16 protein-coding genes are annotated in these 18,555 nt (G+C 69.7%); 4 read left to right on the forward strand and 12 right to left on the reverse strand.

The features are described from left to right. Window positions 1-3: 3 nt before the first annotated feature. The 7 genes from ACGFIK_RS27270 to ACGFIK_RS27300 all read right to left on the reverse strand — a co-directional run bounded on the left by ACGFIK_RS27270 (window position 4) and on the right by ACGFIK_RS27300 (window position 8,794). Window positions 4-1,326, reverse strand: coding sequence for an ABC transporter permease (locus ACGFIK_RS27270; RefSeq protein WP_327022802.1), 1,323 nt, complete (start codon window positions 1,324-1,326; stop codon window positions 4-6). Then, on the reverse strand, window positions 1,323-3,038 hold the full coding sequence (locus ACGFIK_RS27275) for an ABC transporter ATP-binding protein (protein WP_327027274.1): 1,716 nt from the start codon (window positions 3,036-3,038) through the stop codon (window positions 1,323-1,325). The genes ACGFIK_RS27270 and ACGFIK_RS27275 overlap by 4 nt, the downstream gene beginning before the upstream one ends. A 162-nt stretch (window positions 3,039-3,200) precedes the next feature. Continuing rightward, window positions 3,201-4,265 carry a BMP family ABC transporter substrate-binding protein gene (locus tag ACGFIK_RS27280; protein ID WP_327022803.1) on the reverse strand — a complete coding sequence of 355 codons (1,065 nt, stop codon included), beginning with the start codon at window positions 4,263-4,265 and terminating at the stop codon, window positions 3,201-3,203. A gap of 826 nt (window positions 4,266-5,091) precedes the next feature. Continuing rightward, the gene (locus ACGFIK_RS27285; RefSeq protein WP_327022804.1) at window positions 5,092-5,433 is read right to left on the reverse strand and encodes a hypothetical protein; all 342 of its coding nucleotides are present in this window, start codon (window positions 5,431-5,433) and stop codon (window positions 5,092-5,094) included. A gap of 47 nt (window positions 5,434-5,480) precedes the next feature. Continuing rightward, on the reverse strand, window positions 5,481-6,335 hold the full coding sequence (locus tag ACGFIK_RS27290; protein ID WP_327022805.1) for a sugar ABC transporter permease: 855 nt from the start codon (window positions 6,333-6,335) through the stop codon (window positions 5,481-5,483). Continuing rightward, window positions 6,335-7,351: a sugar ABC transporter permease gene (locus ACGFIK_RS27295; RefSeq protein ID WP_327022806.1), complete on the reverse strand. Its 1,017-nt coding sequence runs from the start codon at window positions 7,349-7,351 to the stop codon at window positions 6,335-6,337. Before ACGFIK_RS27295 ends, ACGFIK_RS27290 begins: the two co-directional genes overlap by 1 nt. Window positions 7,352-7,492: 141 nt before the next feature. Continuing rightward, on the reverse strand, window positions 7,493-8,794 hold the full coding sequence (locus ACGFIK_RS27300) for an extracellular solute-binding protein (RefSeq protein WP_327022807.1): 1,302 nt from the start codon (window positions 8,792-8,794) through the stop codon (window positions 7,493-7,495). A gap of 331 nt (window positions 8,795-9,125) precedes the next feature. Between ACGFIK_RS27300 and ACGFIK_RS27305 the strand changes: the two genes are divergently transcribed. Together ACGFIK_RS27305 and ACGFIK_RS27310 are read left to right on the forward strand one after the other, a co-directional pair. Next, entirely contained in the window at window positions 9,126-10,205 is a 1,080-nt protein-coding gene (locus ACGFIK_RS27305) for a LacI family DNA-binding transcriptional regulator (protein ID WP_327022808.1), read from the forward strand. A 153-nt stretch (window positions 10,206-10,358) separates the two neighbouring features. Further along, window positions 10,359-11,990 carry a glycoside hydrolase family 13 protein gene (locus ACGFIK_RS27310; RefSeq protein ID WP_357531238.1) on the forward strand — a complete coding sequence of 544 codons (1,632 nt, stop codon included), beginning with the start codon at window positions 10,359-10,361 and terminating at the stop codon, window positions 11,988-11,990. Between the two features lie 78 nt (window positions 11,991-12,068). Here ACGFIK_RS27310 and ACGFIK_RS27315 read toward each other — a convergent pair whose 3' ends face one another. Genes ACGFIK_RS27315 through ACGFIK_RS27335 form a run of 5 tightly spaced genes read right to left on the reverse strand, consistent with a single transcriptional unit; the run spans window position 12,069 to window position 16,198 of the window. After that, the gene (locus tag ACGFIK_RS27315) at window positions 12,069-12,503 is read right to left on the reverse strand and encodes a hypothetical protein (RefSeq protein WP_393342086.1); all 435 of its coding nucleotides are present in this window, start codon (window positions 12,501-12,503) and stop codon (window positions 12,069-12,071) included. Between the two features lie 60 nt (window positions 12,504-12,563). Next, complete coding sequence (locus tag ACGFIK_RS27320; RefSeq protein ID WP_327022811.1) at window positions 12,564-13,487, reverse strand: YhjD/YihY/BrkB family envelope integrity protein; 924 nt, start codon at window positions 13,485-13,487, stop codon at window positions 12,564-12,566. Between the two features lie 57 nt (window positions 13,488-13,544). Then, window positions 13,545-14,114 (reverse strand): 2'-5' RNA ligase family protein, encoded by a 570-nt coding sequence (locus ACGFIK_RS27325; RefSeq protein WP_327022812.1) that lies wholly within the window; start codon window positions 14,112-14,114, stop codon window positions 13,545-13,547. Window positions 14,115-14,149: 35 nt separating this feature from the next. After that, window positions 14,150-15,175, reverse strand: a complete 1,026-nt coding sequence (gene trpS / locus ACGFIK_RS27330) for a tryptophan--tRNA ligase (protein WP_327022813.1) — start codon at window positions 15,173-15,175, stop codon at window positions 14,150-14,152. 33 nt (window positions 15,176-15,208) lie between these two features. Then, the gene (locus ACGFIK_RS27335; RefSeq protein WP_327022814.1) at window positions 15,209-16,198 is read right to left on the reverse strand and encodes a CBS domain-containing protein; all 990 of its coding nucleotides are present in this window, start codon (window positions 16,196-16,198) and stop codon (window positions 15,209-15,211) included. Between the two features lie 133 nt (window positions 16,199-16,331). Between ACGFIK_RS27335 and galE the strand changes: the two genes are divergently transcribed. After that, on the forward strand, window positions 16,332-17,261 hold the full coding sequence (gene galE / locus ACGFIK_RS27340; RefSeq protein WP_393342105.1) for a UDP-glucose 4-epimerase GalE: 930 nt from the start codon (window positions 16,332-16,334) through the stop codon (window positions 17,259-17,261). Continuing rightward, the gene (gene galK / locus ACGFIK_RS27345; protein WP_327022816.1) at window positions 17,258-18,427 is read left to right on the forward strand and encodes a galactokinase; all 1,170 of its coding nucleotides are present in this window, start codon (window positions 17,258-17,260) and stop codon (window positions 18,425-18,427) included. Before galE ends, galK begins: the two co-directional genes overlap by 4 nt. Window positions 18,428-18,555: the final 128 nt, after the last annotated feature.

Below are 18,555 nucleotides of genomic sequence, written 5' to 3' on the forward strand. Positions count from 1 at the left end.
GCCTCACCAGCCCTTCGCGAGGCTCGTCTGGAGCCGGGCGGCGCGGGCGGCCCGGAGCTGGAAGATCGCCTTCACCAGGGCGGGGGCGGCGATGAAGATGACGATCAGCGCCTGAAGCACGGTGACGAGTTCCAGCGAGATCCCGGAGTACGACTGCATCCGGTTGCCGCCGGCCTGCAGTGCGCCGAACAGCAGCGCGGCCATTGCGACGCCCCACGGCTTCACCCGGCCGAGCAGGGCGATCAGGATGCCGTCGAAGCCGATCTGGGCGATCACCAGGGGGGTCAGCGCGGCGGCCGTGGTGCCGAGCACCATCTGCGAACCGCCGAGCCCGGCGAGGATCCCGGCGAAGACCATGACCAGGACGTACGTGCGGGTGACGCTGATGCCGGCGGTCCGGGCCGCATCCGGGTTGGCCCCCACCGCTCGCAGTTCGAAGCCGAGGGTGGAGCGGTTGAGCAGCCAGGCGACCGCCCAGGTGGCCAGCACCGCCAGGAAGATGCCGGCGTGCGCCCGCAGCGGCTCGCCGAAGAGGCGGGGCAGTTGGGCGGAGGCGTCCACCGGCCGGCTGATCGCGTCGGTGCGGTTCGGGTCCTGCACCCCGTTCTGCAGGATCAGCCAGGTCAGGAAGTAGACCGCGATGTAGTTGAGCATGATCGTATTGATCACCTCGTGGGCGCCGGTTCGCGCCTTGAGGATGCCCGGGATGAAGCCCCAGATGGCGCCGCCGAGCGCGCCGGCGAGCACCGCGACCAGCAGGTGCAACCCGGGCGGCAGCGGCAGCAGGAAGCCGGCCAGGGCGGCCAGCACGACGCCCATGACGGCCTGCCCCTGGGCCCCGATGTTGAACAGGCCGCCCCGGAAGGCGAGCGCCACCGACAGGCCGGTGAAGACCAGGGGGGCGGTGTACGTGAGGGTCTCCGAGATCGGATGCAACGCGGCGGTGAGGGTGGTCGCTCCCGGATCGAAGACGGAGCCCTTGAACAGGTTCGCGTACGCCTCACTGACCAGGGTCCAACTGGAGTTGATCGCGTCCGAGGGGCGGGCCGTGATGTAGGCGTAGGTGGCCAGCACGTCCGGATCGGAGATGATCATCAGGATGGCGCCGACGACCATCGCCAGCACCAGCGACAGCACGGTCACCGTGAAGGTGTTGGCGGCCCACAGGTTCTCCAGGAACAGCCGTCCCAGGGTGGGCCGCGGCTCCGGGCTGGTCGGCGTGGTGGCGGCCTCGGCCTGCTCGGTGTTGTCGAGCGCGCTGTGGGCGGCCTGCTCCGGGCTCGCCGGCTCCTTGTCCGGGGAGCCGGGCTGAAGGTTGTCGGTCATGCCTTCTCGTCCTCGTTGCCTGGCCCCTCGGGACCGGAAGCCACCTCGTCCGTGGTCGCCGTGACGTCGCGGTCGGTGGTCGCGGTGACGCCCCCGCCGGAGACCGTGTCGGCATCGGTGGTCGCGTCCCGGCCGTCGGCGACCGGGTCGGCCCCGGGTGCTTCACCCTCGGTGCCGGGCATGATGCCGGCCATCAGCAGGCCGATCTCCTCGCGTGGGGTGTCCGGGCCGACGATGCCGATGACCCGGCCGCGATACATCACCGCGATCCGGTCGGCCAGCCCGATCACCTCGTCGAGTTCGCTGGAGACCACCAGCACGGCGGTGCCGATGTCCCGCTCGCGGATGATCCGGCTGTGGATGAACTCGATCGAGCCCACGTCCACCCCCCGGGTGGGCTGGGCGGCGATGAAGAGCTTCAGGGGCCGGGACAGTTCCCGGGCCACGATCACCTTCTGCTGGTTGCCGCCGGAGAGGGTGCCGACCGGCGCCTGGGCAGACGAGGTACGGACGTCGAACTGCTCGATTCGCTCCTTGGCCGACCTGGCGATCGCCTCCGGCTTGATCGACAGACCCCGGCCGAACGGGGGCCGGTCGTAGATGTCCAGGACCAGGTTCTCCGCCACGGAGAACTCCTTGACCAGACCGTCCACGCTGCGGTCCTCGGGGACGTAGCCGACGCCCGCCCGCAACACCTTCTTGGTCGACCAGCCGTCGACGCGCTTCCCGTCGAGGCTCACCGTGCCGGCGAGCACCGGACGCAAGCCCATGATCGCCTCGACCAGTTCGGTCTGACCGTTGCCCTGCACTCCCGCGATGCCGAGCACCTCGCCTGCGCGTACCGTCAGGTCGACACCGTCCACCGCGCGGATCTGCCGGTCGTCGTCGACGACCAGGCCGGCGACCTCCAGGACCGGCTCACCGGCGGTGGCCGGGGCCTTGTCCACGGTTAGTCGGACGGTACGGCCGACCATCAGGGCGGCCAGCTCGTCGCGGCTGGCCTGCGGGGAGGCCGTGCCCACGGTCCTGCCGCGCCGGATCACGGTGATCCGGTCGGCGATCGCCTTCACCTCGCCGAGCTTGTGGGTGATGAAGACGATCGACTTGCCGGCGGCCTTGAGCGACCGCATCACGGCGAGCAGTTCCTCGGTCTCCTGCGGGGTTAGCACCGCGGTCGGCTCGTCGAGGATGAGCAGGTCCACGTCGCGGGTCAGCGCCTTGACGATCTCCACCCGCTGCTGCACACCCACCGGCAGGTCCTCGATCACCGCGTCCGGGTCGACCCGCAGGTTGTACCGCTCGGACACCTCGGCGACCTCGCGCCGGGCCCGGCGCCGGTCCAGGAAACCGGCGATGCCACCGCGCACCTGCTCGGCACCGAGCATGACGTTCTCGGTGACGGTGAAGACCGGTACGAGCATGAAGTGCTGGTGCACCATGCCGATGCCGGCCGCGATGGCGTCGGAGGGGCCGCGCAGCTTCAACGGCTTGCCGTCGACCAGAATCTCGCCCTCGTCCGGCTGGTAGAGCCCGTAGAGCACGTTCATCAGGGTCGACTTGCCGGCACCGTTCTCGCCGAGCAGGGCGTGAATCTCTCCAGGCTCCACCGTCAGATCGATGTGGTCGTTGGCGACCAGATCACCGAACCGCTTGGTGATGCCGCGCAGTTCGAGTCTCAGCGCAACCTCCTGGAGTGCGAAGCGATGGTGCAGCGTAGCCGCTGACGACCGGGGTGTGACGCCGACCCGGACCGGGGTGCGCCACCGGCCGCCCCGGCAGCGGGGGTTACCCGCCGCGGGGCGGCCGGATCATGCTGTGGCTCGGCTGGCCGCCCGCCTGCGGTGATCGTCCCATCGCAGGCAGGCGACCAAGGGTCACTTCGGCTGGGCGGCCGACTCGACCTTGACGGTGCCGGCGACGATGTCCGCCTTCAGCTTCTCGACCTCGGCCTTGAGCTCGGCCGGGACCTTGCTGTCGAACTCGTGGAACGGGGCGATCGAGACGCCGTTGTTGGCCAGGGTGCCGACGAAGCCCTCCTCGGCGTTGAGCTTCTCGCCACCGGCGGCCTTGAGCACGGCGTCCTTGACGGCGTCCGGCATGTTCTTCACCACGGTGGTCAGGATCGCCGCGCAGTTCTGGGTGCTCTCGCAGCCGTCGACGTCCACCCAGATGGCGGTGTACTTGCCGCCCGAGGCCTGGGCCGCGGCGGTGGTGCCGAGGCCGGCGCCACCGGCGACCGGCATGATGATGTCCGCGCCCTGGGCGACCAGCGCGTCGCTGACCTTCTTGCCGTCGTCCTGCTTCTCGAAGGTGTTGGCGAAGGAGCCGTTCTGGGTCGCCTTGTTCCAACCGAGGGCCTGGACGTTGGCGCCCTTGGCCTTGTTGTAGTGGGCGACGCCGTCGACGAAGCCGTCCATGAAGATGGTCACCGGCGGGATCTTGACGCCGCCGTAGGTGCCCACCTTGCCGCTCTCACTCATGCCCGCGGCTACGTAGCCGGCGAGGAAGGCGGCCTGCGCGGTGTCGAACTCCATCGGGAAGACGTTGGTCACGCCCGGGTTGGCGTCGACGATGCCGAACTGCTGGTCCGGGTTCGCCTCGGCGATCTTCTTGGTGGCGTCGCCCATCAGACCGCCGACGGCCAGGATGAAGTTGCAGTCCTGGTTGACGTACTGGGTGAGGTTCGGCTCGTAGTCCGCCTCGGCCTTGGAGGCCACGTACTTGATCTCGATGTTGCTGTTCGCGGCCTTGGCGGCCTCGAGGCCCTTCCAGGCCGAGGTGTTGAACGACTTGTCGTCGATGCCGCCGACGTCGGTGACCATGCAGGCGCTGAACTTCTCGCCGCCGGAACCGGCGTTGTTCTCCTCATCCGGAGCCTCGCCACAAGCGGCGGCGCTCAGTACGAGCCCACCCGCCGCGATGACCGAGGCAATCCGCATCCCACGCACCGAGCGCAAGACGTCTCCCTTCCCATTGCACACCGCGTGGTTGCGGTGGCTGCCCTTGAACCGGCCTGCGCTGTGCTGCCGGCATCCCACGTTACGGACGCAGAGCGTACGCCCACGCCCGCCTACCCAACGACAATCGTGCAGGACTGTTGGAGCCCCGTTACCCAGGCGTAATTCTCGGGTGGGGAACATCACGGGTTCGGCGGTCTCCGTCGGAGGTCTACAACGCGCGACAGTCGCGGACCCCTGATTCGGGCAGTTGACTGGTCGGTGGGATACAGGGCGTGCGGATGAGCCGGACGGCAGTCGGCTTCCAGGGGAATCGTCCCTGGTAGAAGCGGGTATGAACCGGTCGGCGACCCCAGCGGACAACTCCGGCCCACCACCGGTCGCCCCGGCGTGGCCCCGGCGACCGCTAACGACGAATCGGAGATAATTCCCCTGCCGCCCATTGAAGGGTATGTCGCGATATCGGGGCTGCGACGCCGGGTTCGAGGCTATCGACGTACGCTTACCGGTCTGCGCGTAGCGCCAATTATCGCTGGATGTGTCCCGCCCAAATGCGGAATTCGACTATTTGCGAAGCGGGCATTCACCGCCGCTCTCACCCCGACCGGGTTCACCGGGCCGGCACAAGCGCCGCCGACCGGGCGCGAGGCCCCATCCGGCACAAAATCCCAGGCCACACCGGCAGGTACTGCCGCACGGCAAGGGACACCATCGGGCGGTCGGGGTCCGGGCCGCCCTCGGGAATGAGTGATGCGAAGTCAAATGGGATCGGTCGGCCGACCCCTGGGGCCGGCCGACCGATTTTCGATCAGCGCCAGAAGACCGCCACTGCCGCGTTGACCAGAGTCAGTGCCACGATGGCGAGAAAATGACCACGGTTGACGTCGGCCCGCTTGCGGGAGAAGAAGACCATCACGAAGATCGCCAGAGAGATCAGGAACTTGACGACGAGCTTCGCCGGATCCGGCTCGTCACCGTCGCGCAGCGGGGCCGCCAGGCCGGTGCCGCTCAGCAGCTGGATCACCGCGCCCCAGAGCATGGCCGCGTTGATCCGGAGCTTGCCGCTGATGTATTGCGCGATCGCACCACCCAGCAACAGCGCGAACCCGATGAGGTGGATGTAGAGGAGGATGAGTCGGAGTGCTTCCATCCACCTATCCTGCCCTATCAACGACGGTTCGTAGTAGAGCCACCTGGTCAGCCCTTCGTCCCACCGGCCGTCAGGCCGGACACCAGGTGCTTCTGGGCGAAGAAGAAGACCAGCCCGGCCGGGACGGTCACCAGGACGGCGGCGGCCGTCAGGTACTCCCACTGCGGGTTGAACTGCGGCACGAACTGCTGCAACCCGTACGCCAGGGTGAACTTGTCGTCGGTCTGGATGAAGGCCGAGGCGTACGCCACCTCACCCCAGGCGGTGAGGAAGGTGTAGAAGGCGGTGACCGCCACGGCCGGACGGGCCAGCGGCAGCACCACCTTCCAGAAGGTGGCGAAGGGCCCGCAGCCGTCCAGGGCCGCCGCCTCGTCCAGGGAGGTGGGGATGGAGTCGAAATAGCCCTTCAACATCCAGGCGCAGAAGGGCACCGCGATGGTCAGGTACGCGATGATCAACGCCGGCATGGTGTTGATCAGGCCCAACCGGGCCAGGATCGTGTAGATCGGCACGATCAGGATGGCCACCGGGAACATCTGGGTTACCAGGAAGACCAGCATCAGCGGACGGCGGCCCGGGAAGTTGAACCGGGACACCGCGTAACCGGTGGTGGCCGACAGGAAGATGCCGATGGTCATGGTGAAGGCGGCGACGATCACCGAGTTGAGGAACCAGCGCGGGAAGTTCGTCTCGGTCAACACGTAGCTGTAGTTGGCCAGGGTGGTGTCCCGGAACAGGGTCAACTCGCTGCTCTGGATGGCGTACCCGGGCTTGAGGGAGGAGAGCAGCACCCAGGCGATCGGGCCGATCGCGATCAGCGAGGCCAGGATCAGGGTGCCGTGCAGCAGTACGGACATCGCCGGGCTCCGCCGGCTGCGACCCGGACGAACGACCTTGCCCATCACCACACCTCGCCTTGCTTGCGCAGCACCCGCCGGTAGAACACCGAGAACACCAGCAGGATCGACAGGATCAGTACCCCGTACGTCGAGGCCAGGGAGTAGTTGCGGATGCCCTCGAAGGCGGCCCGGTAGGCACCGGTCACCAGGATCTCGCTCTGTCCGGCCGGTTGTCCCTCGGTGACCAGGAAGATGATCGGGAACATGTTGAAGGTCCAGATGGTGCCGAGCAGCACCACGGTCATGCTGACCGGACGCAGCCCGGGCAGGGTGATGTTGCGGAATCGCTGCCAGGCCGAGGCCCCGTCGATCTCGGCCGCCTCGTAGAGCTCGCTGGGGATGGTCTGCATCCCGCCGAGCAGGGCGACTATCATGAAGGGCACCCCCAGCCAGACGTTGGTGACGATGGCGGTGAGCAGGGCGGTCCACCGGTCGGCGAACCAGGAGACCGGATCGATGCCGAGGGCGGTAAGCAGCGCGTTGGCCAGGCCGAAGCGCTCGTTGAAGATAAACTTCCAGGCGAAGGCGCTGACGAAGGCCGGCACCGCCCAGGGCAGCACCAGCAGCACCCGGTAGAGCGAGCGGGCCCGCATCGGGCGGTTGAGCATGGTGGCCAGGCCAAGCCCCAGACCGAAGTGGCAGGCCACACAGACGAAGGTCCAGATCAGGGTGACGCCGGTCCACTGCCAGAACTCGCCGACCTCACCGGTGAGCACCCGCACGTAGTTGTCCAGGCCGACGAACTCCCACTTGTTGGGGTTGTCGGTGCAGACCTCGCCGCCGGTGATCGACTTGGTGCAGATCTCGGCGACCTGGTTGGCCTCGGTGAGGTTGGTGAAGGAGAGCCAGATCCCGCGGAACAGCGGGTAGAAGATCAGTACCGCCAGGACGATGACGACGGGCAGCACCATCGCCCAGGCGTACCAGTGCTTCTCCCAGCTGCGGCGCAGCCGGGAGGGACGAGCGGGTCGGCCGGGCGGCGTCGTGGGCGGCGCCGGGTCGGCTGTCACGGTGGTCATCCAGCTGCGCTCCAGAGCAGAGGGTTCGGCCGGATCGGCGGCCGTGCCGGTCGCCGATCCGCTGCCGGGTGCCGAAGGGTCACCGGCGCATCACCGGTGGGCGGGGCGGGCCCGAGAGACCCCGGGCCCGCCGAGGGTGGATCAGAGTCCGTAGCCGGGTACGACCTCGGCCTTGTACTTCTTGGCGACGTTGTCCAGCGCGGCCTTGGGGTCCTTGTTCTGGATCAGGACCTCGGTGGCCATCTGGTCGAGGGGGCCGAAGAACTGGCCGGCCTCGGGGATCCAGGGGCGACCCACGGCGGCCTCGTTGACGGCCTGGAAGGCGGCCACGACGGGGTTGTTCTTGACCGCGTCCACCTGGTACGCCGAGGTGCGGGTGGGCAGCACGCCGAGCTTCTCCGACAGGAAGGCCTGCGACTCGGCGGAGGCCATGAACTTCACGAAGGCGACGGCGGCGTCGATCTTCTCCGGTGGCATGCCGGACCAGATCACGTAGTTGTGGCCACCGACCGGGCCACCGGCGCGGGCGGAGCCGGCCGGCACCGGGGCGATGCCCAGGTTCTCCAGGCCGCCGAAGTCCGGCGCCGAGGAGACGTTGTTGACCTCCCACGGCCCGTTGATGATCATGGCGACCTTCTGCTCCTTGAACAGGGTCATCATGGTGCCGTAGGCGTCGTTGGCGGAGGGCTTGGCGGCGGCCCCGCTGTCGATCAGGTCCTTGGCGATCTTCAGCCCGGCGGCGTTCTGCTCCGAGTTGATGGTGATCTTCTTGGCCTCGGCGTCGACCAGGTCGCCCCCCTCGCCGTACATGAAGGGCAGCATGAAGTAGCCGGCCGGGTTGAGGTACACGCCCTCGGCGTCGGTTGAGTCCTTGATGGTCTGCGCGGCGGACTTCAGCTCGGCCCAGGTCTTCGGCGGTGCGCTGATGCCGGCCTTGCTGAGCAGGTCCTTGTTGTACATCAGCGCGAGGCTGTCGGTGACCTGCGGGACCCCGTAGGTCTTGCCGTCGTACTTGTTGGAGGCCAGCGGGGTCGCCAGGAAGTCGTCGGCGTCGCTGAGCAGCTCCGAGCCGTCGAGGGCGTAGAGGTAGCCGAGGGAGGCGAACTCGGGCACCCAGGCCACCTCGGCCCGCAGGATGTCCGGGGCCCCGGTCTTGGCCTGGGCGGCGGTCTTGAACTTGTTCTGGGCCTCACCGAACGGGACCGACTGGTAGTTGATCTTCACGTTCGGGTAGGTCTGGTTGAACTTGGCGATCAACTCCTTGAACGCCGGGCCCTCGTTCTGCGGGTCCGAGGTGTCCCACCAGGTCAGTTCCGCGGTGAGGGCGGCGGGGTCGGCCTTGGGCTGCTCCTCGGCCGCCTTGTCCTCGCTGCCGCACGCGGCGACGGTGAGGGCGAGACTGGCGGAGGCGAGTACGGCGATCCCCCTGGCTGTGCGACGCATGTTCGCTCCTAAGTTGCCTGCCGGGTAACGGCGGGGACAGTAGCAAGAGTTTTCGTAACTCGAAACCCCTTGCGAACACTGCTGCAACAACCGTGCCCCATCCGCAACCCGACCAGCCGACAAGCCGTCGCCAGTCGGGGCATTTCAGTACGCGGATGATTGACCGATCAAGCAGCCCCGATCACCTTGGGCGAACGGAAGTTAGCTGTACGTCCCACTGGGCGACCGGAGGAGGGCGCGCGATGGCGGCCTTTTCCAGCGGCCGCTGCTCGATTATGCAAGTTCTTGCCGCCTACTGCGCAAGAAGTTGGCCGTAAGCTACAGTGCCGCCATGCGCGCTCGTTTGTCCGACATCGCTCAACAGGCCGACGTCAGCGAGGCCACGGTGTCGCGGGTGCTCAACGACCGCCCCGGCGTGGCCCCCGAGACCCGGCAGGCCGTCCTCACCGCCCTGGACGTGCTCGGCTACGAACGCCCCGCCCGGCTACGCAAGCGCAGCGCCGGGCTGGTCGGCCTGGTGGTGCCGGAGCTGGACAACCCGATCTTCCCCGCCTTCGCCCAGATCATCGAGTCGGCGCTGGCACCCACCGGCTACACCCCGGTGCTGTGCACCCAGACCCCCGGCGGGGTCCGCGAGGACGAGTACGTCGAGATGCTGCTGGATCGGCAGGTCTCCGGCATCGTCTTCGTCTCCGGCCTGCACGCCGACACCGCGGCCGACCACGACCGGTACCGGACCCTGATCGCCCGGCCACTGCCCATCGTCATGATCAACGGGTACGCACCCGGCATCGCCGCACCCTTCGTCTCGTGTGACGACCGGGAGGCCGCTGAGCTGGCGGTGGCCCATCTGGTGGCCCTGGGCCACCGGCGGATCGGCCTGATCACCGGGCCGGACCGGTTCGTGCCGGTGCAACGCAAGGTGAACGGATACAAGGCGGCGATGCAGCGCCTGGTCGGGGTCGAGGACGACGAGTTGGCCGAGCTGACCGAGCTGTCCCTGTTCGGGGTGGAGGGTGGCGAGGCGGCAGCCGGGCGACTGATCGAACGCGGCGCCACCGGCATCGTCTGCGGTTCCGACCTGATGGCCCTCGGCGCGATCCGGGCCGCCCGCCAGCGGGGCCTCTCCGTACCCGGTGACCTCTCCGTGGTCGGCTACGACGACTCACCGCTGATGGCCTTCACCGACCCACCGCTGACCACCATGCGCCAGCCGGTCGCCGCGATGGCGGTGGCTGCGGTGCGGGCGCTGGTAGACGAGATCAACGGGCACGGCGCCCCGCACTCGGAGTACCTTTTCCGGCCCGAACTGGTGGTCCGCGGCTCGACCGCGGTGGCCCGGGCGGACACCACCCCCGCCCAGGGTGGCCCGCCGCGCCCGACCCCGCCGGCGTTGCCGGTCCCGGCGTGACACCCACCGCCTTCCACTGACCCTCGGTCATTTCTTGCGCAAGGTCTGCTTGACTCTTGCAAGGGCCGCCCGGCATTCTTCTCAGACACCCGTGCGTCCCACCGTTGCCACGCCGGGTGCCGCCGTCCCGCGCCACAGAACGGGGAACACCCGATGACCGTCAGCAATCCCTCGCCGCTGACCTCCGATGCCGGCTGGTGGCGATCCGCCGTCGTCTACCAGGTCTACGTCCGCAGCTTCGCCGACGCCAACGGGGATGGCATCGGTGATCTCCAGGGCATCCGGCAACGCCTGCCGTACCTGCGTGAGCTGGGCGTGGACGCCCTCTGGTTGACCCCCTTCTACACCTCCCCGATGGTCGACGGCGGGTACGACGTCGCCGACTACCGGGACGTCGACCCGATGTTCGGCACCCTCGGCGACTTCGAGGCGATGATCACCGACGCGCACGCCCTGGGCCTGCGGATCATCGTCGACATCGTGCCCAACCACACCTCCGACCAGCACCCCTGGTTCCAGGCGGCGTTGGCGGCCGGCCCCGGCTCACCGGAACGCGAGCGGTACCTCTTCGCCGACGGCAAGGGTGAGCACGGCGAGCAGCCCCCGAACGACTGGGAGAGCATCTTCGGCGGCCCGGCCTGGACCCGGGTGCCGGACGGCCAGTGGTACCTGCACCTGTTCGACCCGGCCCAGCCCGACCTGAACTGGCGCCATCCCCAGGTACGCGCCGAGTTCGAGGAGGTCCTGCGGTTCTGGCTGGACCGTGGGGTGGACGGGTTCCGCATCGACGTGGCCCACGGCATGATCAAGGCCGAGGGGCTGCCGGACGTCGGCTTCAACTCGATGACCACCGGCCGGCGGCAGTCCGAACTGCTCGGCAAGGGTCGGCTGCCCTACTTCGACCAGGACGAGGTGCACGACATCTACCGCGCCTGGCGGCCCATCCTGGACAGCTACCCCGGGGGCCGGATGGCGGTGGCCGAGGCCTGGGCCGAGACCCCCCAGCGGCTGGCCCGCTACATCGGGCCGGACGAGTTGCACCAGGCCTTCAGCTTCGACTTCCTCGACGCCACCTGGTCGGCCGACTCCTTCCGCAAGGTCATCGACACCGCCCTGGCCGAGTCGACAATCGTCGGCGCCCCCACCACCTGGGTGCTGTCCAACCACGACCGGCAGCGGCACGTCACCCGCTACGGCGACGGCGAGGTAGGGCTGCGTCGGGCCCGCGCGGCCGCGCTGCTGATGCTCGCCCTGCCCGGCTGCGCCTACCTCTACCAGGGCGAGGAGCTGGGTTTGCCGGAGGTGCTCGACCTGCCGGACGAGCTGCGCCAGGACCCGGCCTTCCTACGTACCGGCGAGAGTCGGGACGGCTGCCGGGTGCCGATGCCGTGGAGCGGCGAACTGGCCCCGTACGGCTTCGGACCGGCCGGTAGCGAACTGAGCTGGCTGCCGGCCCCGGCTACCTGGGGCGCGTTGTCGGTGGCCGCCCAGACCGGGGTGCCCGGCTCGACCCTGGAGCTGTACCGGGCGGCGCTGCGGATCCGCCGTACCCATCCCGCCCTGGCCGGCACCGGCGGCATCACCTGGCAGGAGGCCGACCCCGGGGTGCTCGCCTTCACCCGGTCCGCCGGCGACACCGTGCTGACCTGCGTGGTCAACCTCGGGGACGCCCCGGTACGGATCGAGGGGTACGGCACCCCCCTGGTGGCCAGCGCGACGGTCACCGAGCAGGACGGCGGGCACCTGCTGGACATCGACACGGCTGTCTGGTTCGAGCGCCGCTGATCGGGTAGTCCGTCAGCAACCTGGTCGTCCGGCGTGCTGCGCGCCGCCGGACGGCTGGGGCTGACGGCCCTCGGGTGCTCAGCCGCTGGTCAGCCGGGCGGCGATGCGGGCGAACCCGGCGCGCAGCTCGGCTGCGTCCGGGGTCGGCAGGGGGCCGGTGTCCCGATCCTCCTCCTCCGCCAGGTCCTCCTCGTCGATGGTGTCCTCGTAGTCGCCGTAGAGGTCGGCCCGCTCCGTCTGGACCTCCTCGTCCTGGGCGGCCAGTTGGGCGGTGGCTATCTCGCCCCGGATCTGTTCCACGGAGACCGCAGGTATCAGCGGCTCGACCACCGCCATCAGCGCCCCGTCGGCGACCACCGCCTCGGCCAGGGCCATGGCGTGTTCCCGCTCGTACGGGCCGCAGACCACCGGTTCCCACTCGTCGTCGTCACCGAGCGGACCGAAGGTGATGATCCACGGCAGGTCGCGCATCGGCGAGTCCTCCGGCAGGTCCAGCGTCACGAGTACCCCCACGGGGTCATCATCGTCGCTGCCCGGCCCGCACGCGGCAGCTTCGGCACATCGACAACGACCTCAGCCGGTCCCGCCTGGGAGGCCCGGATCGGTGTCCGAGTCGAATTCCACCCGTCGGCCACCCCGGGCCAGGTCCACCACCCGGCCGCGCCGGCTGGTCGCGGCCAACGCCGCCCCGAAGAGCACCAACTGGTTGAGCAGGTACAGGTAGACCAGCAGACCCACCGCGGTGGCCACCACGGTGTACGCCGGATTGTGCTCGACCCGCCCCACCCAGAACCGACCGACCGTGTTGAGCAGGGTGATGCCGACCGCGACCACCAGCACCACCGGCCGCAGCCGCGCCCGGCTCATCTGCACCCTGGGCACCACGATCAGCAGCAGGGTGGCCAACACCGCGTTGATCAGCACGCTGAGCACCGCACTGATCGTGGTCAACCCGACCGACCCGGTGCTGCGCAGCAGGAAGCGCAGCAGGGACTCCAGGGCGTCCACCGCCGCCACCGAGGCACCCAGCAGCACGAAGACCACCAGCAGCACCCCCAGGTCGACGAACCGGCGGACCACCAGGTTGCCCGGATGCTGGTTGAGACCGTGGATCAGCCGCTGCGAAGAACGGATCGCCTCGACCCACCCGATCCCGGTCAGGATCAGGATCAGCAGACCCACCACCCCGACCGTGCCACTGCTCTCGGCCACCTGGGCCGGATCGAGGAAGGGCAGATTCTCCCGCAGGAAATCCTCCGCCGCCGCGCGTACCTCGTCGTTGTCGTCGAGGAGCGCACCGAACGCCGCGTACGCGACAAGCGCGAGCGCGAAGACCGCGAAGAAGCCGTAGTACGCGATCGCGGCGGCCAGCCGACCACCCTGAAGATCGGTGTAGCGCACCCCGGCCCGCCACAGGTGCCCGAAGGCCGGCCAGCGGTGCCGGGCGGCGCTGAGCCGGCGGTCGATGCCCGCCTCGACCCGACCCAGGAGGTTCACCTCGTCATCCTCGCCGCTTACTCGTCACCGCGCTCGCTGCTCGGCGCAGCCGAAGGCTCAACCGCCCAGCCGGAAGTCCCGACGGGGCTGGAACCGTGCCTCGCCGCTGTGCGAGAACAGGGTGAAGTGCTCCACCTCGAACATCGCCGAGAAGTCCGCCAGGTCCTCGTACGCCTTGTCCAGGGCCTCCGGTGCGACATCCTGCGCCACGGTCACATGAGGGTGGTACGGGAAACGGAGTTCCCGTTGCAGCTCAGGAGCGGCGTTGATCGCCGCGGCCAGCAACTCGCACTCGCTGATCCCGGCGGCGACCGCCACGAAGACCACCTGGGTCACCGGCCGGAAGGTGCCGGTACCCCGCAGGTGCAGGGTGAAAGGCAGGTGGGCCGCGGCCACCCCAGCGAGGTGCCGCTCCACCGCGGGCAGCGCGGACACCGGGATCTCGGTCGGCCCCAGCAGGGTGACATGCGCCGGAACGGTGTTCGGGTCACCGGCCGCCAACCGACGCCGGGTCAGCGTGCCGCCCCACGGCTCGGGGATGTCCACCGCGATGCCGATCTGGACGGTCTCGCCGGCCTCCGGCGCCCCGCTGCCGTGATCCACGTTCCGCGCCACTCCTTCGGCCACCGACCTGTCCGGATCACCCGCGCTGTCGCGGACGACTACTCGCCGCGTACCGGCGGGAAGAAACCCACCCGCTCGTACGCCTTGAGCAGGGTCGGCGTCGCCAACCGCCGGGCCTTCTCCGCACCCACGGCGAGCAGCTTGTCCAACTGGGCCGGGTCGTCGAGGTAGGAGCGGGTGCGCTCCTGGATGGGGGTGACGAACTCCCGGACCACCTCGGCGAGATCCTTCTTCAGATCGCCGTAGCCCTTGCCGTCGTACGCCGCCACCAGGTCGTCGATGCTCCGCCCGCTCAGCGCCGAGAAGATGGTCAGCAGGTTGGAGATGCCCGGCTTGGTCTCCTCGTCGAAGACGATCTCCCGACCGGTGTCCGTGACCGCCGAACGGATCTTCTTGGCCGAGCGGGCCGGATCGTCCAGCAGGTCGATGATGCCGGCCGGCGAGGAGGAGGACTTCGACATCTTCGCCGTGGGGTCCTGCAGGTCGGTGATCTTCGCGGTGGCCTTCACAATGTGCGGGGCGGGCACCGTGAAGGTCGACCCGAAGTGGGTGTTGAACCGCTGCGCCAGATCCCGGGACAGCTCCAGGTGCTGACGCTGGTCCTCGCCCACCGGCACCGCGTTGGCCTGGTAGAGCAGGATGTCGGCGGCCTGCAGGATCGGGTAGGTGAACAGGCCCACGCTGGCCCGCTCGTTGCCCTGCTTCTGCGACTTGTCCTTGAACTGGGTCATCCGGCTGGCCTCGCCGAACCCGGTCAGGCACCCCAGCACCCAGGCCAGCTGCGCGTGCTCGGGCACCTGCGACTGCACGAACAGGGTGCACCGCTGCGGGTCCAACCCGACCGCCAGCAGCTGGGCGGCGGCCACCCGGATGCGCTGATGCAGCACCTTGGGATCGTGGCCCGCCGTGATGGCGTGCAGGTCGACCACGCAGTAGACCGCCTCGTGCGACTCCTGCAACGCCACCCAGTGCCGCACCGCGCCCAGATAGTTGCCGAGGTGGAACGAGTCGGCCGTCGGCTGGATGCCGGAGAAGACGCGCGGGCGGGCGGGTACGTCGGACATGCCGGCAATTCTGTCAGCATCGCCCGGCGTACGTCATGACGGGCTGGCGGGTCCGGTCCGGTCGGCGGGTCGGTCCACCGATCTGCGCTGTTCGGGCAGGCGGCCGACGGTGACCGCGAGCCGGGCCACCCGGCGCCCCTCCAGGCTCAACACCCGCAGCAGCCACCCCCCACCCGCCCCGGCCGGATCGGGCACCGGAACCTCGTCACCGGGCCTGGGCAGCCGGCCCAGGGCGGCCATCACGAACCCGCCCACCGTCTCGTACGGCCCGACCGGCAGCACCACCGAAGTGCGTTCGGCGAAGTCGGCCAGATTCAGCCGACCCTCCACCACGGCCGGCAGACCGGCCAGCGTCGGCTCCGGCAGCTCGGCGGACTCGTCGTGGATCTCACCGACCAGTTCCTCGATCAGGTCCTCGCAGGTGACGATGCCGGCCGTACCGCCGTACTCGTCGATGACCACCGCCAGGTGGTGCCCCTCCCGCCGCATCTCGGTCAACGCGGCCAGCACCCGCTTGCTGGCCGGCAGCCGCTTCACCTCCCGGACCAACTCGCCGACCTTCGTGCTCGGCACCCGGTCCGGATGCCACAGCACGTCGCGCAGATGCACGAAGCCGACCACGTCGTCGTGGGTGCCGTCGACCACCGGGTACCGGGTGTGCGTTCCGGCCCGGACCAGGGGTTCGGCCTCGGCGAGGGTCAACGCCGCCGACAGGAACACCACCTCCGTACGGGGCATCATCACCTCCCGGACCAGACTCGCCCCGGCCACCAGCACCTCGTCGATGATGCGTCGGCCCACCGGGTCCAGCACGGTGTTCGCGGCGACCAGATCGCGCAGCTCCGCCTCGCTGATCCGCTCCCGGCCGGCGGCCGGACCCGTACCTAGCAGGGCGGTGACCAGCCGGAGCCCGCCGTCGACGGCCCGGACCACCACCCGGGCGACCCCCCGGGCCAGCCGTCCTGGCTCGCGGCGGGGCTGGGTTGGCCGCCACCGGGATCCGCGCCGACGCGCTGCCCGCATGACAGTGATGGTAGTCAGCGCGACGGCCGTAGGCTGTCCATACGCGGCCACACTCAACGGGCCAGGCAGGAGGACCGAGGTGAAACTGCTAGTCACCGGCGGTGCCGGCTTCATCGGCAGCGTGGTTACCCGGATGCTGCTCGACGCGGGTCACCAGGTAGTCGTCCTGGACGACCTGCGCACCGGTCACCGGGAGGCCCTGGCCCCGGAGGCCACCCATGTCGAGGCGGACATCCACGACGCCGCGCGGGTACTCACCCCGCAGGCCGGGTTCGACGGCGTGTTGCACTTCGCCGCACTGATCGCCGCCGGTGAGTCGATGGTCGCCCCGGAGCGGTACTGGCACAACAACACCGTCGGCTCCCTGGCCCTGCTGGACGCGGTTCGGGCGGCCGGGGTGCCCCGGCTGGTCTTCTCCTCCACCGCCGCCGTCTACGGCAACCCGATCGAGCTGCCCATCGTCGAGACGGCCGTCAAGGCCCCCACCAACACGTACGGGGCGACCAAGCTGGCCGTCGACATGGCCCTGACCTCCGAGGCGATCGGGCACGGCCTGGCTGCGGTCTCGCTGCGCTACTTCAATGTCGCCGGCGCCTACCTGGACGGTGACATCGCCCTGGGTGAACGGCACGACCCGGAGACCCACCTCATCCCGATCGCCCTGGAGGTGGCCGCCGACCGGCGGGAGAAGCTGCAACTCTTCGGCGACGACTACCCCACCATCGACGGCACCTGCGTACGCGACTACATCCACGTCGCCGACCTGGCCCGGGCCCACCTGCTCGCCCTGGACGCGGCTCTGCCGGGGCAGCACCGCATCTACAACCTCGGTAACGGCAGCGGTTTCTCCAACCGGCAGGTGGCCGAGGTGGTCCGCGAGGTAACCGGCCATCCGGTGCCGGTCGAGGTGGCGCCCCGCCGCGAAGGGGACCCGGCCGAGCTGGTCGCCTCCGCCGAGCTGGCCCGCGCCGAACTGGGCTGGCAGCCGCAGAAGCCGACCCTGCACGACATGGTCAGCGACGCCTGGGCCTTCTACCGCACCCACCGACTGGCCCAACCGTGATCGACTCCGGCCGAAAGGTCGCCGACCGCGCCACCGCCGGCTTCCACCAGGTGTACGCCGAGCCGCCCGCCGGCCGCTGGGCGGCTCCCGGCCGGGTCAACCTGATCGGCGAGCACACCGACTACAACGACGGCTTCGTGCTGCCCTTCGCGCTCCCCCTGCGTACCGTCGTCGCCGCCGCGCCCCAGCCGGGTGAGACCTGGAGGGTCTGGTCGGAGCTGACCGGCGAGACGGTCGACTTCGGTGCCGCGCAGGTCACCGGTGCCGGCCGGATCACCGGCTGGGCCGGCTACGTGGCCGCCATGGTCTGGTCGCTGCGCGAAGCGGGCCACCGGGTGCCCGGCGCCCGCCTGGCGATCGCCTCCGACGTACCACTGGGCGCCGGCCTGTCCTCCTCCGCCGCCCTGGAGGCCGCCGTGCTGGCCGCCCTGGTCGACCTCGGCGGCCTGGACCTGCCCCCCGAGACCCAACCCCGCCTCGCCCAACGGGGCGAGAACCACTACGTCGGGGCCCCCACCGGCATCATGGACCAGTCTGCGGCGATCCGCTGCCGCGCCGGGCACGCCCTGTTCCTGGACTGCCGCACCGAGCAGGTGGAACACATCCCCTTCGATCTGGACGCCGCCGGGCTGGCCATCCTGGTGATCGACAGCAACGCCCCGCACCGCCACGTCGACGGCGAGTACGCCGCCCGCCGCGACAGCTGCGAGAAGGCCGCCGCCCTGCTCGGGGTACCCGCGCTGCGAGAGGTGTCGACCGAGGGCCTCGACGCGGCCCTGGCCCGGCTACCCGACGACGAGACCCGCCGCCGGGTACGGCATGTGGTCACCGAGAACCAGCGGGTGTGCGACACCGTGGACCTGCTACGAGCCGGACGGATCCGGCAGATCGGTCCCCTGCTGACCGCCTCGCACACCTCCATGCGTGACGACTTCGCCATCACCGTGCCCCAGGTGGACACCGCCGTCGAGGCGGCACTCGCCGCCGGAGCGCTGGGCGCCCGGATGACCGGCGGCGGCTTCGGTGGCTGCGTCCTGGCCCTGGTCGAGGCCGACCAGTCCGCCCCGGTCGCCCAGGCCGTCACGACGGCGTACGCCCAACGTGACTTCACCGCCCCCACCCACACCACCGTCACCCCCACCGCCGGCGCCACCCGCCTCGCCTAACCCGCCCACCCGCGCGCATTCCTCGCCCACGGCGCGTCATTACGCCCCGATGGGGGATCGAGTGGCTATCGGTGGCCCGGATGCCACTCGATCCCGCATCGAGCGCGATCTTGGGGTGACGGCAAGGT

Origin of the sequence: Micromonospora sp. NPDC048871 (assembly GCF_043198155.1) — a bacterium.
In the GTDB taxonomy this organism is placed as follows: Bacteria; Actinomycetota; Actinomycetes; order Mycobacteriales; family Micromonosporaceae; genus Micromonospora.